Source organism: Vibrio sp. B1REV9 (assembly GCF_905175395.2).
Taxonomy (GTDB): Bacteria; Pseudomonadota; Gammaproteobacteria; order Enterobacterales; family Vibrionaceae; genus Vibrio; species Vibrio alfacsensis.
In genome coordinates this window covers 39,108-65,496 of the sequence record NZ_CAJIMW020000221.1, presented here as the reverse complement: position 1 = coordinate 65,496, position 26,389 = coordinate 39,108, and the positions used below count along the sequence as shown (strand labels likewise).

Here is a 26,389-nt window from a genome sequence, read left to right as displayed (position 1 = left end):
ATACGTTTATTGAATCGGTGATACAAAGTTGTCTGGTTTGAGTACAACAAGTGAACAGTTAACGGTTTGGAAGATGTTTTCTGCGGTGTTACCGACCAGTAGCCCTTGGATTCCTGAGCGAGCGACGGTACCCATCACTAAAACATCAATGTCTTTCTCTAGTATCCAATTTGGTATTTCATCATCTGGTGTTCCGTGTAAATGATGCACAACCTGATCACCCTTGATAGCGGACTTCTCAATGAGTCCCTCTAGCGCTTCTCGGTGCGTTTTCTTTTCGATTTCTACTTGCGCATCCAGCACTTTATCTTCAATTTGAATCCAACTATGGTGACGAAGATAGCTTTCTAGATGAAAGTCCCAGCAGGAAACGATATGAAGTGTACCGGTTGTTGAGTCTGCGACTGAGCGGGCCAGTTGAAGCAATCGGATAGCCAATCCTTGCTCTGCTGGGTCTGAGACGCTTGGGTCGATGGCTACCGCCACATTTAATGCGTTTGCGGCTTTGCTCGATTTTTTGTTTAACCAAATCGGGCAAGGGCACTTGCGCAGGAGTTTCATGTCCAGTGCTTTGAATCCTTTAGTGTCGTCATCTTGAGGTTCGGCGTCCTTAATCAATAAATCATTGTGATGACGATGAACGGAGCGGATAATCCGTATCGCGGGGTAACTGCCACACTCGATGGAGATAGGATATGGACTCGGATGGCTAGGTGTGCCAAGCTTGGTTTGGATCTCACTCATGTTTGTAGCGAGGGCATCGATAAGTGATTGCTCATATGTTGCCTCGTAGTCAAGCATGCTGGTAGGTAAAGATGGGCAGACGATGAGTCCTTTAAGATCGGCTTGGTTGTTTTCTGCAATTTGGATAGCTTGAGTAAGTCCGTGACTCTTGCCTTCCAATCCGTGATTTACAAATAAAATATTTTTAAACTCTTTCATCATGACCTCCTTTTCTTTAAGTGTTGTATTGAACAACGGATATTTCCACATTAGAAACATGGAAATCGATGCTTCTTACCATAGAGGCTCAAAGAGCGCAGTTGTCAGGGTTAATCTCGCTATGCAGGTTTCCAGTTATCCATTTGAGTTTGGTAATATTTTAGTGTCATGTGAAAGGTAAGGAGTATACTAGTTGAGTAATTTCCTCTTTAGAGCGGACGTAAAAATGTTAAAGAAAACCCTCCTCGCAATTGCAATGTCAGCCAGTATCATCACTCCAGCGATGGCGTGCACAGGTATATCACTTTCAACCACAGCAAATGACCACGTTCATGCCCGTACGATTGAATGGGGTGAAAATGACTTAAATAGTAAGTTGATTGTGGCACCGAGAAACTATTCGTTTACATCAACCATGCCTGATCAAAAGCAAGGTATGAGTTGGAAGAGTAAATATGGATTTGTCGGAATCTCTGTGAGTGATGATCGATTTATTGGTGAAGGTGTCAATGAAGAGGGACTGACAGCGGGCTTGTTCTATTTCAAAGGGTATGGGTCGTTAAAAGCCTATGATCCACAAGAGCGTAAAGACAGCATTACCGATATGGATTTTGTGCGTTGGATGCTTTCTCAATTCAAAACGGTTGAAGAAGTTAAAGTCGCAATGAAAAACATCGATATTGTCCCGGTTTACCTTGATGCGAAAGGCCAACCCTCACCAACGGGACACTGGCGTGTAACGGATCGCAATGGAAAAAACATTGTTATTGAGATCATGGATCAAGGTCAGGTACACATTTACGATAACGAAGTGGGCGTGCTAACTAACTCTCCAACGTTCCCTTGGCAAGTGACTAACTTGAGTAACTATATACACTTACAACCTGGTACAAGCAAGCCTGCGAAGTTTGGCAATGTTGAGGCAAAATCTTTTGGTATAGGTTCAGGTTTTCTTGGTCTTCCTGGAGATATTACGCCGCCATCGCGTTTTGTCCGCGCTGCATTCTTTGTCAATACCGCTCCTGAATCTAAAACATCAGAAGAGGCGGTATCGCAAGCGTTTCATATTTTGAATAACTTTGATATTCCAATTGGCACTGAGTTTAGCCAAGAATACCGTGAGCACATTCCAGATTTACCAAGTGCAACGCAATGGACGTCGGTGATTGATCAGGACAATGGATTGTTCTACTACAAAACCATGCGCGACAGCCGAATTAAGAAAGTGGATCTCAATAAAATCGATTTCAATCAATCACAGGAAGTGAAACGTAAGCTTGATAACGGGACATTTGCTGTTGAAGATGTTACGCCTTAATGACATAGCATTTGAGTGAAACTTAGTTTTTGGCAATTCATGTACAGTAAGTGATTTGCAACACTTGCTTTGTAGATGTAGATGTAGATGTAGATGTAGATGTAGATGCAGATAGCGTCGTTATCATTTTGTCACATAGGGGGAAGAAAAATTCCCCCTTTATTGCGTAGAGGAGTCTTATGGATTTTTCTGAATTGATGAGCGAGATGTCGTATCAGATCGCACAAACTGAAACGCATCATTGCTGGTGAGCATTTGATAAGGTCTTAAACCAAACAAGGGCATGATGGAATAGATATGATCGAATAGATCCGCTTGCACGCCTTCGTAATGTGCCCAATCCGTATTATTGGTAAAAGCATACACTTGTAGAGGGATGCCTTCTTGAGTTGGCTCAAGTTGTCTTACCATGATTAACATGTATTGGTGTATGTCTTTACTCGCTCTTAGATAGGCGTTGATATACGCACGAAACATTCCCAAATTTGTCATGTGACGAAGGTTGCCAAAGGCTGGCTCTTCACTCATTTCTTCATTGTATTCATTAATTTCACGTGATTTCTCATAGATGTATTGACGTAAAATACGAATGCTTTTTAGCTTTTCTATTTCGTCATCATTCATAAAACGAATCGAGGTGACATCTATATTGACTGCCCGTTTTATACGACGACCACCAGAGTCAGACATGCCTTGCCAGTTAATGAACGCATTTTGAACTAACGCATAAGCAGGCAACATGCTGACGGTATTATCAAAGTTTCTTACTTTAACTGTGGTAAGAGAGATCTCTTCTACTGTTCCGTTGGCACCATAAGCATCCATTTGAATCCAATCATTCAAGCTGATCATCCTGTTGGCGGAAAGCTGAATACCTGCAACAAAACCTAATATCGTGTCCTTAAACACCAACATAACGAAACCTGTTGCAACCCCCAACCCTGATAGGAAGATAACCGGGGACTCATTTGCAAGTATCGACATCGACACCACAACACCCACAAAAAATGTAAAGAGTTTAATTAACTGAACAAAACTCTTGATCGGCATTTTCGGGTAATGCCTTTAAAGGTAGCAATGTCGTTTAGAGCATCGAGTAGAGCGAAGACCATCCACACAAAGATGACCAATATGGAGATGCTCAGAACTCGATCAAAAATAGCGGCAAGCCATGCATAATGACCAACAGCAAGGGGCATGAAAACATCCAATATCATAATAGGAATAAGCAAGGAAAGCTTTTCAAGAACGTCGTATTTAGACAGGCTTTCTTCGAGTGGCTTATTCGCTTTTTTTAAGACGTTATTCACCGACCTTACGATTAAATGGTGAACAACGAGATAGCTAATGGCCGCGACGGTGAGGCTAGCAAGGATAAAAATGCTTGTAAATTCGATCCCATAAGGATCACTGTTGATTCCGACGGAACTTAACTTCTCTGCGATGAAAGTCCGAATGTGATGCTCAAGCAAAATATCATCCTCAAAATGTAGCCTGTAAAAATAATAGCGTAGGTATACTCTGGTCAACAGGCGGTAAGTGTTAGAAAACCGCTAATCCTACTCTCCATCTTCTTGATTTGCACTGGTTTAATCTCAGGAACACGAAACTTAGTATTCAAAAATAGCGTATAGGCTAACTTTACTTAAAGGTTTAACATCCTGTTATTCAAACGCTGTTAAGTCTGTGAACTGTCTATAATTTATTAGACTAGACTAAATAAGCAACTCGCGTTTAATTCAAGAGGCATTTAATGGAAAATTCTAATCAATCACAGCAACCAACATTTTTGTCTAAAGGTTGGAAGTACTTCGTTATCGTTGGCGTAATCATCGCACTGATGGGAATTGGGGCGATGAGCTTGCCTGTGTTGGCAGGGGTAACCATCTCAACCATCGTTGGTGCGGTGCTTTTATTCAGTGGTTTGGTTCAGGCTTATCACACCTTGTCCATAAAGGCATGGGGTGAAAAACTATGGTATGTATTGAGTGCTGTGCTCTACATCATTGGCGGCTTATTCATCCTATTTAAGCCTTTAGCCGGCTTAGTCACTATCACTATGCTGATGGTGATTGTTATGATCTTAAATGGTTTAACTCGAATGTTCTTTGGCTTAAGCAACCGAAATTTACCGAGCAGCAATGTGATTGTGTTTAGTGGTGTGATTTCCGTTCTTATTGGCGGTTATTTCTTCATGTTATTGGATGACCCAGCATTCTCTACAACTTTGCTAGGTACGTTCGTTGGTATCTCGTTACTTATTGAGGGGATCAGTTTTATCTTCATGGGGATGCAGATGAAGAAACTTTCGTAAGTTGAGCTCTTAACCGAAATCGTTGGTTTTGATTACAAACATTTAAGAAAGAGTTAGATATTAAAACTAAAAGAATGCCACTCGTTAAGCGAGTGGCATTCTTGTTTGACATCAATGACGAAGTTAAGATTCGCTACTTTTGGTAAGAGGATTGCTTCGCTTTTGCTTCATTGAAACGACAAATTGGGGAACGAGTGACATTGCAATCATACCCAGCATTAAACTGTATTGAACAGCAGTGAAGCTTTCTCCTAGCAATATAAAACCCGATAAAATACCTGCGATCGGGTTCGCGATACCACCAAACGTAAAATCTACTACAGACATACGTTGTAATAACCATACGTATAGTCCGTAGCCTAATGCTGTATTGAGTACAATTACCCACAAAAGGCCAAGAAGATTGGTCATAGATGTGTATTTTACGGCGAGGAGATACGGATCTGGATTTAAACTTGCTAACACCATTACTGCAATCGATAGGATTAAACCACCTAAGATGAGTTGCCAGGTGAGCACCGCCCACCAGTGTATTTTAGAACCAAGAGATTTTGTTACACTGCTACCGATAACAATGCACATAATCGCAGCAAGCATCGCCATTAAGCCGATTGGGTTTAGCGTAATGGAGCTTGGATCGAATAGAAACCACGCCAATGCAATCAGGACTACGCCGCTGGTGGCTTGAACTAAATTTGGACGTCGTTGGTAGATGACCCATCCAAACAACATCGCAAACACAGGCACAGAGATCATACCGACGCCAGATATTGCAGAGGGCAGGGTCAGAGCCATAACAAAAATAAGGCCAAAGAAAAGTGCGATATTGACTGTTCCTAATACAACGAGGACTTTCCAATCTCGTTTTTTTGGTAAGGTTGGTTTGATCGCGAGTAACAGTAAGCCAGCTGGGAGCGCACGCAGCGCGCCAAGTAATACGGGTGGCCAGTCTGGTAAAGTAAACTGTGTTACGGCATAGGTCGTGCCCCAGAAAAATGCCGGGATCATTGCGAGTAGAATATTCATAAAAAGTATCTTTACGTTAAGATATTTAGTTGCAAAGGTACGCTTGAGATTGTCGATTATCCATATCTTTTAATAAAAACTCGCACCTTTAACGTGTAGACGCTATATAAATGTTGTAACAATGTAAAAGGTGAAGTTATGCGAACGCTTGCTCAATGGCTTGAAGCATATGGTGAAAGCCATCAAAATCCAATTAATCAAAAGATTCATAAGGTTGCGGTACCTGGCATTTTTCTTTCTGTCGTTGGTCTGATTTGGTCTATTCCGCAACTACCATTAGCTGGATTTCACTTCAATTGGGTATGGCTGGTCGCTTTACCTGCTTGGGTGTTTTACTTCCGCCTATCGATAAGCGTATTCATTATGATGATCGGCTACACGCTAGCGTGTATTGGTTTGATTTGGTCGATGGAACTTCTAGGCTGGCCAGTGTTACACATTTCGATATTGTTGTTTGGCGTATTGTGGGCATTCCAATTTATAGGCCACAAGATTGAGGGAAAGAAACCGTCATTCTTTGAAGATGTTCAGTTCTTGCTGATTGGCCCAATTTGGGTGTTTCGTAAACACTGATTGCTTTCTCGCTTGTCTCGTTGTTTTGACACGCAAAACCTTCTATTCAACACTATGATTATTCATATACGACTCCCATCGTTTACTAAAGGGGCAATGTTGTCGTAAGTAGCATGCTCGTCATGAGTACCTAATTTGTTGTAAAGGCAATAGTTGTGACAATGTCACTACGACAATTAGTCAATTACGGTAAAGGGATGCGGTAAAAATCTTAGATGAAGAATGGAGGGATGATGTACAACCGTGAGCACAAATATGTCTACTGGCGAGAAGAGCGTAAAAAAGGCAAGTGGCATTATATCGTGAAGACATTCCTGATGATTTTTTGTGCATTTTTCCTTGGCAATGTGATTGGACTGATCGTATTTGGTGAGTTGAAGTCAGTTAATGATATTACACAGCAACTTCCCACAGATTTGCTTATTATCGTGCTAGTTGGGTTTCCTCTGAGTGTGATCGGTTGGTATCACGAAGAATCTAAATTTTTCCGTGCACTGAAACGCAGAGATAAAAAGCTCAAAGCCCGATTGGAGCGCCGAAAGCGAATGAATAAATTGCAAAATTAATCCATGCGCTAACGAGTTTCTCGCTGTTACGTACACCTTTGGTATTTTTCTATGAAGTTTAACAATTTATGGACGCGATTCTTTTGTTAGATTTACGCATAGAACATCCCCCTTATCAGGAAATATCATGGATAAAAAAGCGATTTTGCATAGTCAAAGAGTCTACTTGTGTACTGACGAAGAATTAGCAGAGATGCAAACGCAATGCTTAGAAGTTTTGTATGACTACAATCAAACGCGCCCTTCAGAAGGGGATAAACGCAATGAAATACTGCATCGTTTATTTGGTCGTGTAGGAGAGAATTGCTATTTTGAACCGCCATTACGCGCCAATTGGGGATGCCACACTTATGTTGGTGATCATGTTTATGCGAACTTCAATCTGACACTGGTTGACGACACTCATATTTATATTGGCAATCACGTGATGATTGGGCCTAACGTCACTCTAGCAACTGCTGGGCACCCCATTGACCCAGACTTAAGGCGACAAGTAGCTCAGTTTAATATGCCCGTGCATATTGGTGATAATGTTTGGATTGGTGCGCATTCGGTTGTGCTACCAGGCGTCACCGTCGGTGAGAACTCAGTGATTGGTGCAGGCAGTATTGTGACAAAAGATATTCCTGCAAATGTTGTCGCAGTAGGCAACCCGTGTCGAGTGATGCGTGAGATAGGACCACACGATAGAGAATATTTTTTCAAAGACCGAAAGTTAGAAAGTAACGTAATTTGACGTTCAACGAGTACGAGTGAAAGCCGAGTTAGTATAGCGACTCGGTTTTTTTGTGTGTCATTATTTTAACGTCAAAAATGTGTCACAAATGGGCGAATAAAACAACATGTTTTTCTTTTAAATCAACGGCTTTTTATTGTTAGCATAGCAAATGCTAGTCGTCTAATTTGAGGGGATTATTTACAATAGTGCTCCATAATATAACGACTAAAAAGCCTAAATGAAGAAGAATCTAATCGCGATTGCGGTTTTATCTACCGTTCTTACAGGATGTAATAACGATGATCCAATCGCAAATTTACCAGAAGTTGTTCCACCGACGGATGTGATACCACCGACTGATATTATTCCACCAACAACTTATATCGGTACATTGTTTGCTTCAAACAAACGAGTAATAGGTGAGGTAACCTGTAACGGAAAAGAGTTAATTGACGGTACTTTTGAAGTCTCGCAAGGAACCAGTTTTAGTTGCACTGTAGGTACAGTACAACTTGGTGATTTTACTGCGCCATTTCCAAAGCAAACTCGTGACGGCATCAGCAATGATAAATCAGAAGCTTCATTTGATCTGGCAAGCATTCATGGTGATAACGTCACCAAAGTACTTCAGTCTATCGATGCATGTGAGACTCAAGATGACATTTGCTTAACAGAAATAGACGCTTTCGATATAGAAGATGTTTTTAATCAAGGATTAAGCGATGAAGCGGTAGAAGCATACTTTGCTTCAAAAGAAGAGGAAGCAACCGACGAAGTAGGTAAGGCACCGAGTTCTCACGTTGATGATAAAGTGGTTCCGGCCGTTGATCCTGATGCAAATAGCGATCTGAACTCAAACTTTGTATCAGCAAATGCAGAGTCGACCTATTCATACAAACCTAGCGCGGAAAGCAAAGTGTTGACGCGCAGCCAACTGACGGATGCTAATGGTCAGCCTCTTGTTGGTATAAGCTACTTTTCAGCCAATTCGGTCGGCTTAACCGATGAAAAAGGTGAGTTTGAATATCTTTGGGGTGATAGGCTAACGTTTGGTATCGACACATTTGAATTTGGTCAAGTTCAAGGTAATAAGGTCGACTATAAACTGACTGACGTCACGGACAATAATGTTATCAAAGCGAATATTCAGGCTCTGCTCGAACGCTACGCTTTTAATTCAAATGGTAAGCTTGAAATTACGCAAGAGATCCAAGATACGTTTGCTATGTATCCGAACGTGATCAATGAGTTGATCAATTTGTCTCTTCCAAATGGCGGCAAGCTTGAGGCTGAGGGGGCTGATTTTTCACTTCCGAATGATTTTGAAGAACAATTCAACAATGGTTTGACAGCGACCATCGACCAAGCATTACGCCAACCTGCGTCTTTTGCGACTGCTTTGCGTCAGCCACAGGTTCTATCACTGGATAGCGGTAAGTACGTCACTGAATCATTAAATGCCATTTTCCGCAACGTGAATACATTTCATGTCTTCAACGATAACGGCGCGTTTTACGGAGCAACGGGTTATACACGTGGTATGCGAGCTCTAAATCTCTCTAACCGTGCATTCCCAGTCATGATGCCTCGTGCAGACATCAACCGCGAACTTGATTTTGGTGAGCAGCAAGCATGGACTCGTGAAGGTCGACCATATATTGCCCAGTGGCCAGGAATCAACATGCCTGCGATTCCAACGGTGAATAAAGATAACGCGACCTTTGGTTTTCCATTTGTCACTGCTGGTGAGATCGGAGCAGGCAAGATCGTGATGATGGGTAATGGTATGTATCCAAGCATCCTGTCATGCCCAGAAAATTATTGGAATAACCGATCTGTTAAGATCGACAGTGCAGCGAAAACGTGTACGTCGACAACGATTGAAAATCCGAAACACGATGATCATGGCAGCATGAAGCAATTCTTTGCGAACTTGTTCCAATGGTTTAATGGTGGCCAGTCTACGCAAGGTATGAGTGTTGCAACTAATATCGACAAAGCGTATTTTGCACATCAAAACTCAGCGTTAGGTATGCAATATGATTTCTTCGTGAGTCCAGAATTTGGTTTTGGTAACGTAACGGAGTTAAGCAAAGGTGGCTTTGATGGTCTTTCCGCAGTAGATACGCCAATTCTAATATTGCAAGCCTACCCACCAAAACTGGTTCAAGATGGTATGACGAATCAGTTTGTGGCTGATTTAGATAACCCTAACTTCACACAAGGCGATATCACCGCATTGATTAAGTATGTCAATGAGGGCGGTAATATCTTATTTATGGATGCCATTCAAACAGCAAACCCAGAGCCTATTGGTCGTTTGGCTGATGCAGCAGGTATGTCGGTTGGTGGTCAAAACGTAACACCAACAAACCAAGCATTTTGTGGCAGCTCATACTACTGTCAGTCGCCATATCCGAACCTGCATGTTAAGGGTGCAACAGAAATGGTTGTGTTGGAGCGCTTCCAAGACAATGATGGAAAGCAGCCATTTACTGTTAATCAAGACGGTTCAGTTGAATGGATTAAAGACGAAACTAAAATTAAGTTTGAGATCCCAACTTACGAAATGCCTAAGCTGAATGCTGAAGGTGAGCCTGAATTCGATGCTCAAGGTAAGCCAGTGATGCTGACCAAACAAGCTCGTATTTTTGTAAACTCTCCACAAGAGCGTCAGGCCGCGATTGCAGAGCTAGAAGCTGCGTTTAAAGGCACTCCTTTATGTAAAAACGAATACGAGTACGAGTTTAACTGTATTGAAACACGCTCAGGCCATGGTTACACCGTTCGTGGTGCTTATCATCGTCCAGACTTTGATCGCTATGAAGTGAGCAAAGATGTTGTTGAGAGCATGGTAAAAGCAGCAAACCTTGGCACTAACTTTACGGCGTTATACAACCATGAACTGTATTACCGTACTAAAGGCAAGCAAGGGATTCGTTTATCTACCACGGAGCTGAATCAAACATACGACAACTTGTCAATTTGGATGTGGAATGATAACCCATACCGCTACGAGACTGGTATTCCAGATGAGCTTGGCTTTAAGCAAACCGTGCAATTCTTGAACTGTTATACCGATGAACAACATCAAACCGATACTGTTGAAGCACAATGCCCAGTCGATCTCAAAGCTTCGTTAGTAAGCAATGGGATGATCCATGGTGAGGGTGAGCTTAAGGGGCAAATGAACCCAAGTTATCCATTAAACTACATGGAGAAACCGTTAACGCGTATCATGTTGGGTCGTTCGTACTGGGATCACGAGATTACCGTTGATACCACGCAATATCCAGGTCGTACAGCGGGAGTTGTTTCGAATGGGCGTGCAGATATTCAAACCAATGGTAAAGCGGTGACCTACTCGGCAGGGAACAACCAGTCTACAGGCTTCTGGGCTCCTCAATTGCAAGAAGTCAAGGTGTCTGGTGGCGTTAAAGCAACGATTTCGGTCATGATGGCGGATGATTTAACAGGTAAACCAAATCATGAAACGGCATTGAAACGTCCGCCACGTATGCAAACAAGCTACGATTATGATGGTGTGAATCTTACATTTAAAGCCCCTTACGGTGGTTTGATTTACATCCAACCAAAAGAGCGTGATCTTGATGTTGTGACGTTTAACCTTGATGGCGTAGAAACAGCAGCATGGTGGAAAGACGGCAAGTGGCTGAATACGCCTGAATCTGCGACTGCGCCAATTGCGGAAATTGATACGGGCTCGTTCATTTACACAACGCCAATCAATAACGTGACCTCAATGGATGTAGATCAATTTGCGAAAGACATGAACCGTTTTGCGGATGCAGCGAGTGATTTTTATGGCCGTGATGAAGTGACAGAAGAGGGCGCTCATCGTCGTTTCACTTACCCGGAACTAAAAGAATTCCGTCACCGTTTTGTCAACGATGTTCAGATCTCAATTGGTGCGGCGCACTCGGGCTATCCAGTAATGAACTCTAGCTTTAATGCGAAGAGTACTAATGTCCCAACTAATGCGGTGAATGATTGGCTACTTTGGCACGAAGTGGGTCATAACTTAGCGTCCGCGCCATTTAGTGCGCCGGGGAGTACCGAAGTGACCAACAACGTATTGGCACTTTACATGCAAGAGCTTGAGGGGCGTAATGATAACCCTCGAATGGACCGTATAATCTTCGACATCAAAAAAGCACCGATGTGGTTAGATGCGAATGATGGTCATGCATGGTCTCATGGTGATGCAGGCATGCGCTTAGTCATGTTTGGTCAGCTTAAACTGTGGGCAAAAGCGCACTTTAAGATTGATGATTGGTACAGCAACGTTGACGTTAAGCCAACCATTTATGGCGAAGATGAGGGCTGGAACATGTTCAAGTTGATGCATCGTAAAGCACGTGGTGATGTTCAAGGTGACAATGGTGGCATGAACTATTGTAGCTCGCGTGACACAGGCCTATCTAATGGTGATCTCATGATGGTTTGTAGCTCTTACGTTTCAGACTATGACTTGAGTGACTTCTTTACCGCTTGGAATGTTGGCGAAACATCAATGACTAACCCAGATGGCACGAAAGTGTACTCAGGTGGTATTAGTCAACAAGCAATAAATATGGTGAAAGCGTTGGGTTTGAAAGAACTTAAAAATAGCCCACTAGACGTCGATTCACTAAGCTACGGTGTAGCAAATTAATTAGTCAGTTCTATTAAAAATACGTCCCTCAACTTCGGTTGGGGGATTTTTTTGTGCTGTGCTTTTGTCTGGAATGGGTTACTGTTCTGCCAACTTAACTTTTTAGATACACATTATGTCTAAAGCAAAGCTCATTTTAATCCGCGGTCTGCCTGGTTCGGGTAAAACGACATTGGCGAAACAACTGGCTTCTAAGCTGGACGCAAAACATTTTGAAGCAGATATGTATTTTGAAAATGCTCAGGGGGACTATCTCTTTGATCAGAATAAGCTTGGCGATGCACATGACTGGTGTTTTTGCCAAACCAAAAAATGGTTGAAACGAAGCCATATCGTGATTGTGAGTAATACATTTGTTAGGCATTGGGAAATGAAACGCTACTTACAATATTGCAAAAAACATCATGTAGAATTTGAAATTAAAGTTTGTGGCGGAACGTTCACAAGTATTCACAATGTTCCGAGTGAAGTCATAGAGAAAATGCGGGAAAAATGGCAACCTTAATTCCAATTGTATTGGGTTGATTGCATATATCACTTATGTATCGTGCTATGGATCGTATAGTTGCAGTCAATGATGGCGAAATGTTAAAAACTTCGCTTCAATAGGGGCGATATAACATTTAAGGTTCGCCCATGCCGCTCAAACTCACACTAATATCAATAGCGATTCTTTCTTCTGCGCCGATTCATGCAGAGTCCACACCATTGCCTCCTGTGTCGTTAGCTGAGTCGTACCAAAATGGTATTGATGTTTCCCAATATTGGTATAGTGAAAAGTTAGATGGCATAAGAGCCTACTGGACAGGGCAGCATTTCGTGACACGCAATGGGAATCGTATCTATGCGCCTGACTGGTTTACGAAAGCTCTGCCAGATTTCCCGCTCGATGGTGAGTTGTGGGCTGGACGAGGGAATTTCCATTTAGTCCAGCAAACCGTGCTTGATAAAAAGCCAGTTGAAGCGGCATGGCGACAGATCGATTTCATGATTTTTGACATGCCATACTCGGCGGGAGACTACCAGAAACGCTACTATAATATTCAAGCATTGGTGTTTGATATCGATGTCCAGCACATAAAATACGTCGAACATCGGGCGATAAAAGATGAGGAGCATCTGTTTTATCAATTGGATCGTATTGCACAGTCTGATGGTGAAGGCGTCATGCTGAGAAAGGTTTCTAGCCGATATCAAGCAGGCAGAGGCAGTGACTTACTTAAGCTGAAACGATATGAAGATGCTGAAGCGAGAGTGATAGGTTACAAGCCTGGTACAGGTCGCTTACTCGGTATGATGGGAGCGTTATTGGTAAGATTGGACGATGGTACAGAGTTTTACATTGGCAGTGGATTCACTGATGAATTGAGGAAAACCCCTCCTCAAATTGGTACAACAATAACGTTTCGACACAATGGCCACACCCATACAGGAAAGCCTAGATTTGCACGATTTTTAAGAGAAAGAGTGCAATAGTTTGCCTTAAATATGTATTCCTTTGGGCGGTACTTCCTTTCTAATTACGTCCTACGTTGGTTCCACAACGTTTGAAAAGGCCTTTCCAAAACTCGACGTGTGCCATTGTGTTTCTTCGAAATGCATCATGAGCGTTTTTGATGCCATAGTGCTCTCCATGAGCGGCCATTCTATTGTTGATCAGTTCAATACCGACACTCAGTTGCTGGTAGGTGCTGTCGAGAAACGCCATATAAGGTTGAACTTCACCAATATATAAGTTTTGAAAGACATTTCTTAGATACCGAAATTGTGTCGTATCTCGGTTGGCATTACAGATAATGTTTGCTTGGTTTTGTTCAAGCATTTGAGTGATTTGTTTGAGCCATTCTGCAGCGTTGAGCAGAGAGTAATAGAGTGATCCAATGGTACGGCTTTTTTCTAACGATTCTTGATAAAGGGTAACAGGGGTATCGGGTAAACGAGAGATAACCTGATACGGCGCTTGATAGAATTCATCGAACATAAAAAAAGCATCCTTGATAGGCGCGATTTGGTTCTTACTTTGAGTTGATAGCCATCGAGCACTAGTCAGTTGTTTTCGCATCACGTCACTGGCAAGAAAAACATTATCTAAATGCACTAACAAGTGTTGCCATCTGAGCTTATAGAGCTGATCTAACTTTTTATTTTCTTGGTCATTCAATGGAAAGTCATTCAGGCAAGTGTTGAGCGTGTGTAATAAACTCGTCTGATAGTCGAGGTTATAAAAAGCGTCTTGAACTTTTCCCAACGAAGAGTTTTTTTCTGCAAGTAAATGGAACAGGCCGCATTCTCTTAGTTGGTAGCTTTCGAGTAAACCTAGGGAAAGTCGAGGCAATTCATGAAAAAGGGATCGTTTATCGGGAATGGTGATGGGGGGAGATTCAATAATTGTTGTTGGAGTGACCTCAAGTACATTCGCCAAGCGTTCATTGTACTTTTCAAATAACCTGCGCTCTGGCTGCTGCCAATACTCACATCCACCAAGCCAAATCGTAAGTATTGCGAATACCGTTGTCGTAAGTGATGCTTTCAAAACTATCCCTCAATCATCTTGTAGGTCGAATCCAAGTAAATATTGAACCTTAAGTCGGGGAAATCGAAGCCAATTACAAATTAGATAATGTAAAAATGATATCCCCAGTTGAGGTTGAGTATATTCAACGATTGTACCGATGACGCAGCAGTTTGGATCAAAAAAGCCAGCATAACGCTGGCTTTAAATGTATTTTTTACAAAAGTTATTGCTGTGAAAAATTCAATTGTACTTGCGGTTCTTGATGATGCATCCAACGTAAACGAGCGCCAAGTAAGATAGCAGCAGAAGTTAGGCCAATAATAAAGCCTAGCCAAAAACCTTGTGCACCCATCGGTTCAACAATCCAATCTGTGCGAGCTAGGATGTAACCCATAGGTAAACCGAGGATCCAATACGCAATAAATGTACGATTGAAAATAGCTCGCATGTCTTTGTAACCGCGAAGCGCACCTGCTGCGACAACTTGTACCGCATCGGTACATTGATAAATAGCGGCTAGGATAAACAATTGCATTGCAAGGCTAATGACTTCTGCATTGTTTGTGTATAGATTCGCAATGGACTCGCTGAAAGCTACTGTGATAAATGCCGTCATAAATGACAAGCAGAGGCCGACCATGATACCAACGCGAGACGCAACACGAGCACCATCTACATTATTTTCACCTAGGCGATGACCAACACGAATACTGACTGCGGCACCAATACTCATTGGTAGCATGAACACCAGTGATGAGAAGTTAATAGCAACTTGGTGTGCTGCCACAACAATTGAACCGAGCGGTGAAACCAAAAGCGCAACCACGGCAAACAGCGTTACTTCAAAAAAAAGTGCAGCCGCAACAGGAAAACCAAGCTTAAATAGGCGAATTTGAGCTTTTAGTTGTGGTTTATGGAATTCACCAAAAAGATTGATGCTTTTTAGTCGGGCAGAGGTTGTAACGTAAAGCAATAAAAGACTGAACATTACCCAATAAACAATGGCTGTCGCCACGCCACATCCGACACCACCAAGGGCTGGTGCACCAAACTTACCATATACGAATACCCAGTTAAGTGGGATATTTAGCATAAGTCCGATAAAGCCGATCACCATGGCCGGTTTTGTTAGAGACATGCCGTCTGTTAGGCTTCGCAACGTTTGGAAGAGTAAGAACGCTGGTACAGCAAACATAACGGCATGGATATAACCGATGGTTTTCTCAGCCATCACTGCTTCAACATCCATGACCTGCAGAATAAATTGAGTCTGAAATAGCACACCTAAAATAGGCAAACTGATCAGAAGCGCAAGTACCGCACCTTGTTGAATTTCAAACGGGATTTGATTTCGGCGACCGGAGCCGTTCAATTGGGCAACAATTGGTACAAGCGCCATTAGTAGCCCAATACCAAATAAAATGGATGGTAACCAAATGCTAGAAGCAACGGAAACGGCAGCCATATCTGTTGCGCTCACACCGCCAGCCATGACGGTATCAACAAAACCCATGCCTGTTTGTGCGACAGAAGCGATCAACACAGGGGTTGCTAGCTTAATTAGGCTTGACGCCTCTTCTTTGTAGCGATGCACGAAATACTCCAGAGTGGAACAAAAGTGATTAGGAAAACGTTATATATTCCAGTAACTTCAAAGATGAATAAATCAGAGCTTTGACACTGATTGGGTGTAAGGAAAACGGCGAAGCGTAGCCGATCGCGTTTTCCAAGATATGTTAGAGTGCATGAGAACGAAGATGTGATAAACGGGTGGTTGATTTTCACTACAATATGGTGAAAAAATGTCTCTAGAAACTCCGCGGCGATAATAAACAATTGTTCGAATAGTTACCATACTTTCGGCGTCTGCATTTACGATTATTCTCGGTTTGACGCCGGTACGCGAAATAGACCGATACATAAGATAGATACTGACGTAGAACGAATACCAAAACGTACAAAGTCAGTATTTCAATAATAGGTAATGATGATGTTTACAGGAATAGTGCAGGGCACAGCGAAAATTGTTCACATTGATAAAAAGGAACGTTTTCAAACTCATATCGTTGAATTACAAGGGCACTTAGCGCAAGGATTAGAGATCGGCGCATCAGTCGCTCATAATGGTTGCTGTCTAACGGTGACGAAAATAGAGGGCGAACAAGTTAGCTTTGATTTGATGCAAGCTACGCTAGCGTTAACGAACCTAGGAGAACTAACGTCTGGAGACTACATTAATATTGAGCGTGCAGCAAAATTTGGCGATGAGATTGGCGGACACAGCATGTCTGGCCACATTAGTCTCATGGGGCAGATTGTAGAGGTGCTTGATACGCCCAATAACCGTACGATTTGGTTTGAAGTGCCAGAGAGTTCAATGAAGTATGTGTTGTCAAAAGGCTATATTGGTTTAGATGGTTGTTCTCTAACGATTGGAGAGGTGACGGATAATCGTTTCTCGGTGCATCTGATCCCTGAAACCTTACAAAGAACCTTATTTGGTGGTCGAAAGGTGGGGGATAAGGTGAATATTGAATTTGATCCTCAAACACAAGCTATTGTCGATACGGTTGAGCGAGTCCTTGCGGCGAAACATTTGGCTTAGTTGCCATTTTCCTGAGTGTGCCATTTGCCTAAGTGTACCATTTGCTTTAGTGTACAAAGAGTGTGACTTGTAAAACACAAAAGGAGCATCTGATTGCTCCTTTTTTTCAATGCTTTATCGGTAATGTGAATCGAGAGTACTCATTACACGTTGTCTAGACTCCAGTAATCATGTTCGATATTTAGTAGACTTTCCTATTCATAGTTGTCGTCGATAAACAGCTCTACTTTGTCATGCAATTCATCCACTTTCATGTTTAAGTGAATGGCATGACAGCATGCAGGGCAATCATCATAAAATTCTTGGTTTCCATTACTCGCATCTAGAGTAATACCAATTGAGTGCCCACAGTGGGGGCATTTTACATGTCTTTCAGTATAATTTTGCATACAAAAACTCCTCGTATTGCAGGGCTTTTAATACTTAGATTTCTAAATGCTCAGATGTCTAAATACTTAGTTTTCTAATTTTTGGTATAACGAAAATGCAGCCCTTAATCACTCACCTCTTAGGTTGAGGTACAATCTAAGCAGAGTTAACTAGAATATTAGGTGTTGTTGTTGCTAATTGAGTCGAAATAAGTACAAAAGTTGACCCCAAACTCAGCATTTGAGCTTGGGGATATTTTGATGGTGATATGCGTCGAAAATTTACACATTTGAAATGTAATTTACCCGTTAAATCAATAAGAAATGATTTTCTTTATTATGGACTGTGCTTGTTCCAAATAGTGACCACCAAAAAGATTGCAGTGGTTTAGAATATGATAGAGGTTATAGATATCTTTACGGTCATCATAGCCAGGAGAAAGAGGCATAACTGATTCATATCCTTGATAAAACTCTTTTAGAAACCCCCCAAATAGTTCCGTCATAGCAATGTCACATTCTCGGTCACCCCAATAGCAAGCAGGATCAAAGCAGATTGGACCAAAGGGTGTTAGAGCAGAGTTGCCATTCCAAAGATCACCATGAAGCAATGAGGGGGATGGTGTGTGATTGGCAAGAAGCTGTTTCACGACGCCAATAAAGTCATCAATGTCGACCAAGGAAATACCTTTTTCTTTCAATAGTTGTAACTGCCAACCAATGCGCTGTTCCGCAAAAAAGACGCTCCATTTTTTATGCCATTGGTTTGGTTGCAATGTGGAGCCAATGTAATTGTCCGTATCGAAGCCAAATTCTTTTTGTTCGCCCCACGAGTGCAATTCAGCCAGCTTTTGACCAAAAACGAAGCTGTTCTTCGGATCATCCAATGGCTTGGTCGGGAGGTAATTTAAAATAATGAACGCATGTGTTTTGGTTTTTCCTACTAAAACGACTTCAGGAACAAATACGGTAGATGTTTCACGTAAAAGGTGGAGACTTTCTGCTTCAACTTCAAATTTGGAGAGAAATTCTCGGTCATTAATCTTAACGAAGTAGCGCTGTTCGCCATCGTTGATCATATAGCTTTCACTAATATCCCCTCCAGAGAGTCTTACTTTCTCTTTGATTTGAAATTCGAACAACAAAGTATCAGAGAGCTGTTGCGATATTGCTTGCCACATAAAAAACCTCGTTAATCTATTTGACCAACAATAGTTTAGGATAAATGCCAGAACATTGACGCCAAGTGACGCAAACTTCGACAACAAATTAGTGTGGCATAAGGGCAAATGTGCATAAGTGTGAATTATGTCTCCTATAACCTCATGATTTATCGAGCTATCATATGGAGCTATTTGGATACAGCGAGTATCATTAATTTTTTGACTTGGGTTCCAATCGTTGCATGAAAATACTGATTTGTGATGACTCTGCTGTGGCAAGAAAGTTGATCTCTCGCTCTATAGTGCAAGAGTCGTCAATGCGTCTGTTGGAATCGCAAGACGGATCCGAAGCACTACAGGTTTTAGCCGAACAAAATATTGACGTTCTGTTTTTAGATTTGACCATGCCAGTCATGGACGGCTTTGAAGTACTCAAACGACTACCAGTAAGCCAACACCCAACAAAAGTTGTGGTCGTATCTGGAGACATTCAGCAAGAGGCAAAGCAACGCTGTCTCGAGCTCGGTGCCGTCGACTTTATTGCCAAACCCTTAGCGATGGAGCAAGTTGCCCCGCTCTATGAACGAATCGGCCTACGTTATGCAGATAATGGCGGAAAGCGGGCACCTAACAGCGGCAGTGGTAAGCGTGAAATTTCACCTCTAGCGAAGTTTAGAGAAATTGCAAATATCGCTCTTGGCAAAGGGGCCGCAATTATGGCTGACCACTTACAGGAGTTTATTCACTTACCTGTTCCCCATGTTGGTCCGTTAACCAGTGGTGAATTGCATATGACGCTCGTTGATGTTATCAGTCGAGAACGGTCCGTTGCGGTTGCTCAACGTTTTGTTGGTGGTGGTATTCACGGTGAAGCGCTTGTGTGCTTGCGAGGTAATGACATCAACCAAATTGGTGAAAGACTCGGCTATTTGGCGGAGTTTACTCCCTACAATGAGATCATTTTGAATGTCTCAAATTTGCTTGTTTCTTCATTCTTGACCTCGTTAGGCACGCAGTTAGATAAGCAGTTTTCCATGCGTCAACCAAGTATTTTAGAGACGCTCACCCCATATGATGAGAGTAAATGTGAATCGGGTGATTTGTTTACTATGGAATATACCTATATGGCTGAGGAACTCGATTTTGAGTGTGAAGTTCTGTTTCTTATTGATAAGCCATCGGTTGATATTATCTATGAAATCATGGAGTCAATATAATGTCTGATCTTTCGTTAGATATTGCCAATTTTCATTGGGTCACCCAGATTTTAGATACGATGGATTCAGGGCTCATCGTGTTAGATCGCGAATACAAAGTGTGTGTTTGGAATAGCTTTATGCAGTCCTACAGTGGTGTGCTGTCACAGGATATCTTAGGAGAGTCCTTGTTTGATCATTTTGACGAGTTGCCTAAAACGTGGTTAGAAACAAAATTAAAAACAAGTGCTGAACTCGAAACGCGCTCTTTCTCTAGCTGGGAAAATAGGCCTTATCTCTTTAAGTTTAATAATTTCTCTCCAGTATCAAACAGCAGTAATTTGATGTATCAAGATATCGTGATCACGCCATTACATTCGCTGTCTGGTTCTATCAGTCATATCGCAATCCAAGTCAATGATGTTTCAGAAACGGCTAGGAATCGAATCCACTTGCGTGAAACGAATCAGTATCTTTCGGAGATCAGCCGAAAAGACGGTCTGACCGGGCTCTTTAATCGTGCATTTTGGGAACAATCCTTAAAGGAAGAGTTTTCTCGATTGAGCCTCATCGACAGAACGTCGTCACTTGTAATCTTTGATATTGACCATTTTAAGAAAGTGAACGATACCTACGGCCATCACTCTGGTGATGAAGTGATACGCCATACCGCTTCGTTATTAAGGAAAACGGCAAGAAGCAGTGATGTATGTGGACGTTTTGGGGGAGAAGAGTTTACGGTACTACTGCCGAATACCAATCAAGAACAAGCGTTTAATTTTGCCGAACGATTGAGAACGTTGATTGAAAAAGAGTGTGTGACGGTAGAAAGTAAACCTATCTACTTTTCGGTGAGCATTGGTGTATGTGAATATAAGCGTAGTTTTGAAAATCATACCCAATGGATAAAATGTGCGGATGCGGCGCTTTATATAGCGAAAGAAAATGGTAGAAACTGCACGCGTATTTATGATCAAGATTGATTGTAGACATATCTGGTCAAAGTTGAGCTTAAATGGGTGACAAAGCTCTGATTTATCTACCTTGAAGTTACGTAGCTATATGTCTTACTATTGATACGATTTTGCTTTCATTATTGAAAGCTTGTATAAAATGGAGAAACGCAGTGGTTGTAGAAACCGATGGATACCTCGCTCTTATCGAGCATTTGTCACTTAACTTGAGCATTTTTACTTCAGAAGTGGGTGACACGGGATCAGAAAGCATTGAAGATGTGGTTACGGATATGATTGCATCTAACATCATGGCAATTTTTGAACAAAATCCTGAACTGCATTCAAGTGTTCGTTTCAAATTATTAAAAGAAGCCGACGCCGTTGTGGCAGACTTGAGTGAAGTACTTGCCGGTGTGTGGTCGAAGAAAGCGACAAATGAACAGATCGCATTTCTAGATGAATACATTGCACTAGTAAAAAACTTGTTTGATACCGCTGTCGCGACATACGACTAGAGATTACTCCCCTAAATTTCTAGCCTATATTTGGTTTTACTCGGACATTGAAATAGCAGTTGATGCAGTGGACACATCAGAAGGGTTACAGTGTAACTCTTCTTACCTGCCAAAATTTGGAAGCCCAGTACGGATTATCCATTCTTGAAATAATGACACCTTTTGATGTCGATGCGTGCATAAACTGTTTATTGCCTAAATAAATACCGACGTGATAAGTCGAACGATTGGTTTTGAAAAAAACTAAATCGCCTTGTTGGGCATCAGACCATTTCATCTTTATGCCTCGCTTCGATTGTTGACGCGTCGTTCGCGGTAGTGACATTTGATACGCTTCAATAAACGCTTTCTGAACAAATGCCGAGCAGTCAATGCCTGATTTTTTTGTTCCTCCCAATCTATAGGGAGTCCCTTGCCACTCGCTATAAAATTGAAATAAATCAACATTTTCTGATAGCAACTCATTAACGGATACCACTTGGTTCAACGTTGGTGAGCTGGTCACTTTCGATTCTGGCTCAGGCGCAGATGAACATGCACTTAGAAAAGCACTAATAATCAAAGGAAAATAAACTCGACGCACAACATCCACCTGTCAACAATATACCCAAGCTGTCTCAGCCTAGGTGGAAATACGATATCTTAACTAAATTACACGAACAAAATCACACGATCCAAAGTACGAAGCTAAATTTTATGATCGAAGCTATATAACTCATCATCGCTTTGATAAACCTAGAATATGATTTTGCACTTGGTGTTTCTAACGTCATTCGGGCGATATTTTAAACCATCATGGCACTTGTTATAGCCTTTTCTATTCTAAGTTTCAAAGCTGAAACACTTTAATTGCGTATGAACACGAATGAATACGGTTCTGAAATAAAAAATGTGGAGGTAAGGTAAGCTTTTAGGCGAGTTGGGCAACAAAACGCTATGCTTTGATTAGAAGCGAGCTGAAAAATTGGGGACGCATCGTTGTTATTTTTAATGTGACGATTACTGCCCTCAGCGAGCACTATCGATTCTCGATGAAAGACATTGTCGGTCTCAAAAATAGTGATGAGATTATAAATATCAAGCTGATTTCTATATGCTTAGCGCATTCATTCAGATAAGGAAAGGAAACGATGATGGACAAATTCGTAGTATTTATCCTATGCCTTTGCCTGACATTAGGTGGTGTGATCCATATTTACGACAATATTGTCGATGGTTTCTTACCATATCATTTTGCCCCAACCTGGTTAAATTTGTATTGGAGTGCTTTGGGGATCGTTGATTTACTTGCCGTATACTTGCTCATTAAGCACCGCCGTTCAGGTTTGATTCTACTGTTATTTATTCTGCTGACGAGCGTCGGCTTTAATTCTTATGCTCATTACGGGTTAGGTATACTTGAGAATGCCGGAAAACTGCAGTGGCAGACTCTACTATTAGGATTTTCAATTGGCGTGTCGTTTTGGCTGTGGAGTTCGCAAAAGAATCGCCACTCACGTCAGATATTCCGTTAATTTTGGTTGCTATTTTTTTGGGTTGTTTATTTCTTAGCGTAACGAAATGGTTGAGTGAGCAGTTTGTCGAGGCGCTGTTCCGTTTGGTCTCTGATTTCCGGGACACCAATCTCAACATCATCATGACCTAACTTCGGTTGAGCGCGGTACGTGCCAAACAATCGATCCCAGACAGATAGGAAGAAACCAAAGTTTGAGTGAGTTTCTTGTGGAATAACGGAATGGTGCACACGATGCATGTCTGGTGTGACGATAAGTTTGCGTAACTTCGCATCGAGTATAAGTGGTAGTTTGGCGTTACTATGGTTAAACATCGCACTCGCATTCAATATAATTTCAAACACCACGATGGCAATAGGGGAAGCGCCCAAAGCGAACACAAAAGTTATTTTTACCACCATAGAGAGAATGATTTCTATCGGGTGGAACCGTGTTCCTGTTGTGACATCGACATCTAAGTCGGCATGGTGCATTCGGTGAAGCTTCCACAGTGGTTTAATGCGATGGAAAACTAAATGCTGTAGGTAGATGACGAGATCGAGTAATACGACGGCAATCAGCACGTTCAACCAATTTGGCAAGGCAAGTACATTGAGCAAACCCCACTGATTTTCATGAGCGATAATGGCTGCTTGGAAAGCGACAATTGGCATAATAACGGCAATAACGACACTATTGAGCGCGACCAGTGTGAGGTTGTTAAACCAACGGAATGCTCGATCGACGGTTAGCTTTCTTCTTGGTAGTTTGTTTTCCCATAAGGCACAAAGAATCAGTACCCCAATAAAGAGACTGAGTCGTAGCCAGGATGGGTCGTTAAATACAGTTTCGGTCATACAAATTTCCTTGATTGATTCACTTTTTCTAAAGACCTTGAGACTTCATTGTATCTTTCACTGAGAAAAAAGGCTTATGTGTAACGGTAGACTTAATCTGGATGTTAGTCCGCTCACCACCATTCCTTGAGACTCATTGATGATGCAAGTAGAATCGCGTTCTATTTTATACATGCACTCATAGGGTATGTTGACCTTTCAAGCTGAGTTTCACCGCGAAAAATCAACAGCCCCTAATTAATAGCACTTTCTATCCATGAGAATTCACGCTTTCCATCGTTTATACCAGCACCGTCAATCTATCTCAACGAAGCCATTTAACGCTCGTGGTTGTAAAGTGGTTCGCTGTCCTTATTGTCAGGTTTCTGAGCAATTTTGTTTGTGCGACGTCCAGCCGAACATCGAATCAAATATTGCCTGCATGCTGATTGTGTCAGAAAACGAAGTGTTCAAACCAAGCAATACCGGACGTTTGATAGCTGATACGATTCAAGAGACTTACGTGTATCAATGGAATCGCACAGAACCGTCGGCAGAGATGCTTGCGTTACTAAAAAACAATGAGTATCAGCCAGTGATTGTATTCCCATCCGATTATGTAGACGAGTCCGAACGTCTATTGGACGGATTGAGTCCAAAACTCGTGTCGAACCCAGATGGATTGAATAAAAAATGGCTGTTGATCTTTATTGATGGCAGTTGGCGAGAGGCGCGTAAGATTTTCCGTCGATCTGAGTTTCTTAAGTCTTTACCGGTGCTTTCTATTGAGCCGGAATCCTTGTCTGAATACATGATGCGCAGGTCAGATAATGAGCAGCATTTGTCGACGGCAGAGGTGGCTACATTGGTGCTTAAGCAAGCTGGAGAGGAGCAAGCTTCCGAGTGTCTGCAATTGTGGTTTGAAGCGTTCCGCGAAACTTATATGCTGACAAAAACTAGGGCTAAAATCGACTGGTCTCGACCACACCTGAAACGTTTCAAAGAATGGGCCAAAATCGAGAGCTAACTCTAAGGAATGAGTTTTTGTTGATGGCTTGTTGTTCAACTGGCTTTAACGAGAGGATAAATCTGGATTGGGTCACGGTTTGCAGGCGTACAGATATGGATAATGTTTAAAGTTTGACTCCAGTACCTATATTTTGGATTTTGGGAGTCGGTTGAGCATTTTAGGAGAGAATTGCATGTATTACGGCTTTGATGTCGGTGGCACTAAAATTGAGTTTGGTGCGTTTAATGAAAAACTTGAACGTGTTGCCACAGAACGTGTACCAACCCCAACAGACAACTATGATTTATTGGTAGAAACCATCGCTGGTCTCGTTAATAAATACGATGCAGAATTTGGCTGCGAGGGAACGATTGGTCTTGGTTTGCCTGGTATGGAAGACGCGGATGATGCAACCGTGCTTACCGTTAACGTACCCGCGGCAAAAGGAAAGCCACTTCGAGCAGATTTAGAAGCGAAGATTGGTCGCAGCGTTAAAATTGAAAATGATGCGAACTGTTTTGCGCTTTCTGAAGCCTGGGATGAAGAACTTCAAAACGAACCATCAGTGCTTGGTTTGATCCTGGGTACAGGTTTTGGTGGCGGTTTGGTATTGGATGGTAAAATATTTTCTGGTCGTAACCACGTTGCGGGTGAGATGGGCCATACTCGCCTTCCTATTGATGCATGGTTCTACCTAGGTGATAACGCGCCTTTGTTGGGCTGTGGTTGCGGGAAAAAAGGGTGTTTAGATAGTTACTTATCTGGTCGTGGCTTTGAGTTGATTTACGCTCATTATTACGGTGAAGAGAAGAAAGCGATCGAGATCATTAAAGCTCATGCTGACGGTGAAGAAAAAGCGGTGGAACATGTTGAACGCTTTATGGAGTTGTTGGCGATTTGCTTTGCGAACCTATTTACGGCCGTTGATCCACATACTGTCGTATTAGGCGGTGGTCTATCTAACTTCGAACTGATTTACGAAGAAATGCCAAAACGTATTCCTAAGTACCTGCTTTCTGTAGCGAAATGTCCAAAGATCATCAAAGCAAAACACGGTGATTCAGGTGGCGTACGTGGCGCGGCATTCCTAAATATTAAATAAGCACTTAAGCCTTACTTAAGAAAAGCGTAGAAATTATCATCGAAAGCCTTGCTGTGTTCAGCAAGGCTTTATTTATTTTAAACGCTTGTCACTAGGTTTAAGCCATGCACACTAGGGTTTGAGCAATGGTCACCAGACTTGAAGTAATGGCCACTAGGCTTATTTTTTCTTTTTACCTACGCCCAAGTTTTCTTTTTGAGCTAGGGTGATTTTGCTAAAGCCTAATTTTCTGAAATGATTGTCGCGGTAGTTACGAACCGCTTTTGTGTCAGATACTGCTTCGATTTGCTGCTCCATCTTTAGGAACTCAGTGATGTCGATACCTTCCGCTTCTGCAACCGCTTCTTGAATGTTACGGTGTTGCTCGTATGAGAACGTCAGTTCTTTGTCTTGGTCTTTGTAAGTGTAAAGAATGGTGCGAGCCATAGCTGTCTCTCTGAAAAGTTTTTCTGTAATCAATAAAAAGGCCAGACACGCTGACCTTTGAATTCTGAATCGG

Annotated in this window: 24 protein-coding genes and 1 pseudogene; 15 read left to right on the top strand and 10 right to left on the bottom strand. The window is 42.0% G+C overall.

Features of this window, described 5'->3' with window-relative positions; all coding sequences use genetic code 11:
• Positions 1–6 precede the first annotated feature (6 nt).
• Entirely contained in the window at positions 7–942 is a 936-nt protein-coding gene (locus KHN78_RS00385) for a universal stress protein (RefSeq protein ID WP_211919114.1), read from the bottom strand.
• A 226-nt stretch (positions 943–1,168) separates the two neighbouring features.
• Between KHN78_RS00385 and KHN78_RS00380 the strand changes: the two genes are divergently transcribed.
• A complete protein-coding gene (locus KHN78_RS00380; RefSeq protein ID WP_211919112.1) occupies positions 1,169–2,260 on the top strand; it encodes a linear amide C-N hydrolase in 1,092 nt (363 codons plus the stop codon).
• Between the two features lie 177 nt (positions 2,261–2,437).
• On the opposite strand, the pseudogene KHN78_RS00375 reads toward KHN78_RS00380, so the two are convergent.
• Positions 2,438–3,732: pseudogene (locus KHN78_RS00375) on the bottom strand (mechanosensitive ion channel family protein).
• A gap of 281 nt (positions 3,733–4,013) precedes the next feature.
• On the opposite strand from KHN78_RS00375, the gene KHN78_RS00370 reads away from it, so the two are divergent.
• Positions 4,014–4,574, top strand: coding sequence for an HdeD family acid-resistance protein (locus tag KHN78_RS00370; protein ID WP_211919110.1), 561 nt, complete (start codon positions 4,014–4,016; stop codon positions 4,572–4,574).
• A 123-nt stretch (positions 4,575–4,697) separates the two neighbouring features.
• Here the strand turns inward: KHN78_RS00370 and KHN78_RS00365 are convergent, their stop codons facing one another.
• A complete protein-coding gene (locus KHN78_RS00365; protein ID WP_211919101.1) occupies positions 4,698–5,600 on the bottom strand; it encodes a DMT family transporter in 903 nt (300 codons plus the stop codon).
• Positions 5,601–5,738: 138 nt separating this feature from the next.
• Here KHN78_RS00365 and KHN78_RS00360 point away from each other — a divergent pair, with 138 nt between their 5' ends.
• From KHN78_RS00360 to KHN78_RS00335, 6 genes are all read left to right on the top strand, one after another.
• The gene (locus KHN78_RS00360; RefSeq protein WP_211919099.1) at positions 5,739–6,173 is read left to right on the top strand and encodes a DUF962 domain-containing protein; all 435 of its coding nucleotides are present in this window, start codon (positions 5,739–5,741) and stop codon (positions 6,171–6,173) included.
• 233 nt (positions 6,174–6,406) lie between these two features.
• Positions 6,407–6,739, top strand: a complete 333-nt coding sequence (locus KHN78_RS00355) for a hypothetical protein (RefSeq protein ID WP_211919949.1) — start codon at positions 6,407–6,409, stop codon at positions 6,737–6,739.
• A gap of 127 nt (positions 6,740–6,866) precedes the next feature.
• Positions 6,867–7,475 carry a sugar O-acetyltransferase gene (locus KHN78_RS00350; protein WP_211919092.1) on the top strand — a complete coding sequence of 203 codons (609 nt, stop codon included), beginning with the start codon at positions 6,867–6,869 and terminating at the stop codon, positions 7,473–7,475.
• 220 nt (positions 7,476–7,695) lie between these two features.
• Positions 7,696–12,132 carry an SslE/AcfD family lipoprotein zinc metalloprotease gene (locus KHN78_RS00345; protein ID WP_211919090.1) on the top strand — a complete coding sequence of 1,479 codons (4,437 nt, stop codon included), beginning with the start codon at positions 7,696–7,698 and terminating at the stop codon, positions 12,130–12,132.
• A gap of 115 nt (positions 12,133–12,247) precedes the next feature.
• The gene (locus KHN78_RS00340; protein WP_211919082.1) at positions 12,248–12,637 is read left to right on the top strand and encodes an ATP-binding protein; all 390 of its coding nucleotides are present in this window, start codon (positions 12,248–12,250) and stop codon (positions 12,635–12,637) included.
• 131 nt (positions 12,638–12,768) lie between these two features.
• Positions 12,769–13,608: a DNA ligase gene (locus KHN78_RS00335; RefSeq protein WP_128810911.1), complete on the top strand. Its 840-nt coding sequence runs from the start codon at positions 12,769–12,771 to the stop codon at positions 13,606–13,608.
• A gap of 40 nt (positions 13,609–13,648) precedes the next feature.
• Here the strand turns inward: KHN78_RS00335 and KHN78_RS00330 are convergent, their stop codons facing one another.
• Together KHN78_RS00330 and KHN78_RS00325 are read right to left on the bottom strand one after the other, a co-directional pair.
• On the bottom strand, positions 13,649–14,665 hold the full coding sequence (locus KHN78_RS00330) for a DUF3080 domain-containing protein (protein ID WP_211919080.1): 1,017 nt from the start codon (positions 14,663–14,665) through the stop codon (positions 13,649–13,651).
• 205 nt (positions 14,666–14,870) lie between these two features.
• On the bottom strand, positions 14,871–16,241 hold the full coding sequence (locus KHN78_RS00325) for an MATE family efflux transporter (RefSeq protein WP_211919077.1): 1,371 nt from the start codon (positions 16,239–16,241) through the stop codon (positions 14,871–14,873).
• A gap of 396 nt (positions 16,242–16,637) precedes the next feature.
• On the opposite strand from KHN78_RS00325, the gene KHN78_RS00320 reads away from it, so the two are divergent.
• A complete protein-coding gene (locus KHN78_RS00320) occupies positions 16,638–17,252 on the top strand; it encodes a riboflavin synthase subunit alpha (protein WP_211919075.1) in 615 nt (204 codons plus the stop codon).
• Between the two features lie 194 nt (positions 17,253–17,446).
• Here KHN78_RS00320 and KHN78_RS00315 read toward each other — a convergent pair whose 3' ends face one another.
• Together KHN78_RS00315 and KHN78_RS00310 are read right to left on the bottom strand one after the other, a co-directional pair.
• Positions 17,447–17,641, bottom strand: coding sequence for a CPXCG motif-containing cysteine-rich protein (locus KHN78_RS00315; protein WP_128810909.1), 195 nt, complete (start codon positions 17,639–17,641; stop codon positions 17,447–17,449).
• A gap of 293 nt (positions 17,642–17,934) precedes the next feature.
• Positions 17,935–18,801: a fructosamine kinase family protein gene (locus KHN78_RS00310; RefSeq protein WP_211919073.1), complete on the bottom strand. Its 867-nt coding sequence runs from the start codon at positions 18,799–18,801 to the stop codon at positions 17,935–17,937.
• A gap of 224 nt (positions 18,802–19,025) precedes the next feature.
• On the opposite strand from KHN78_RS00310, the gene KHN78_RS00305 reads away from it, so the two are divergent.
• From KHN78_RS00305 to KHN78_RS00295, 3 genes are all read left to right on the top strand, one after another.
• Entirely contained in the window at positions 19,026–20,000 is a 975-nt protein-coding gene (locus KHN78_RS00305) for a response regulator (protein WP_211919071.1), read from the top strand.
• Positions 20,000–20,962 (top strand): GGDEF domain-containing protein, encoded by a 963-nt coding sequence (locus KHN78_RS00300; RefSeq protein WP_211919070.1) that lies wholly within the window; start codon positions 20,000–20,002, stop codon positions 20,960–20,962. The genes KHN78_RS00305 and KHN78_RS00300 overlap by 1 nt, the downstream gene beginning before the upstream one ends.
• Before the next feature lie 143 nt (positions 20,963–21,105).
• Entirely contained in the window at positions 21,106–21,450 is a 345-nt protein-coding gene (locus KHN78_RS00295; RefSeq protein WP_211919068.1) for a DUF3802 family protein, read from the top strand.
• 85 nt (positions 21,451–21,535) lie between these two features.
• Here KHN78_RS00295 and KHN78_RS00290 read toward each other — a convergent pair whose 3' ends face one another.
• A complete protein-coding gene (locus tag KHN78_RS00290; protein ID WP_211919059.1) occupies positions 21,536–22,042 on the bottom strand; it encodes an NlpC/P60 family protein in 507 nt (168 codons plus the stop codon).
• Between the two features lie 541 nt (positions 22,043–22,583).
• On the opposite strand from KHN78_RS00290, the gene KHN78_RS00285 reads away from it, so the two are divergent.
• Positions 22,584–22,964 (top strand): hypothetical protein, encoded by a 381-nt coding sequence (locus KHN78_RS00285; protein ID WP_211919948.1) that lies wholly within the window; start codon positions 22,584–22,586, stop codon positions 22,962–22,964.
• 26 nt (positions 22,965–22,990) lie between these two features.
• Here KHN78_RS00285 and KHN78_RS00280 read toward each other — a convergent pair whose 3' ends face one another.
• Complete coding sequence (locus KHN78_RS00280) at positions 22,991–23,800, bottom strand: sterol desaturase family protein (RefSeq protein WP_211919051.1); 810 nt, start codon at positions 23,798–23,800, stop codon at positions 22,991–22,993.
• Positions 23,801–24,056: 256 nt separating this feature from the next.
• On the opposite strand from KHN78_RS00280, the gene KHN78_RS00275 reads away from it, so the two are divergent.
• Together KHN78_RS00275 and nagK are read left to right on the top strand one after the other, a co-directional pair.
• A complete protein-coding gene (locus KHN78_RS00275; protein ID WP_211919049.1) occupies positions 24,057–24,806 on the top strand; it encodes a tRNA-uridine aminocarboxypropyltransferase in 750 nt (249 codons plus the stop codon).
• Positions 24,807–24,981: 175 nt separating this feature from the next.
• Positions 24,982–25,890, top strand: coding sequence for an N-acetylglucosamine kinase (gene nagK / locus KHN78_RS00270; RefSeq protein WP_211919047.1), 909 nt, complete (start codon positions 24,982–24,984; stop codon positions 25,888–25,890).
• Between the two features lie 159 nt (positions 25,891–26,049).
• Here nagK and KHN78_RS00265 read toward each other — a convergent pair whose 3' ends face one another.
• Positions 26,050–26,316 (bottom strand): DUF2960 domain-containing protein, encoded by a 267-nt coding sequence (locus KHN78_RS00265; protein ID WP_128810903.1) that lies wholly within the window; start codon positions 26,314–26,316, stop codon positions 26,050–26,052.
• Between the last annotated feature and the right edge of the window lie 73 nt (positions 26,317–26,389).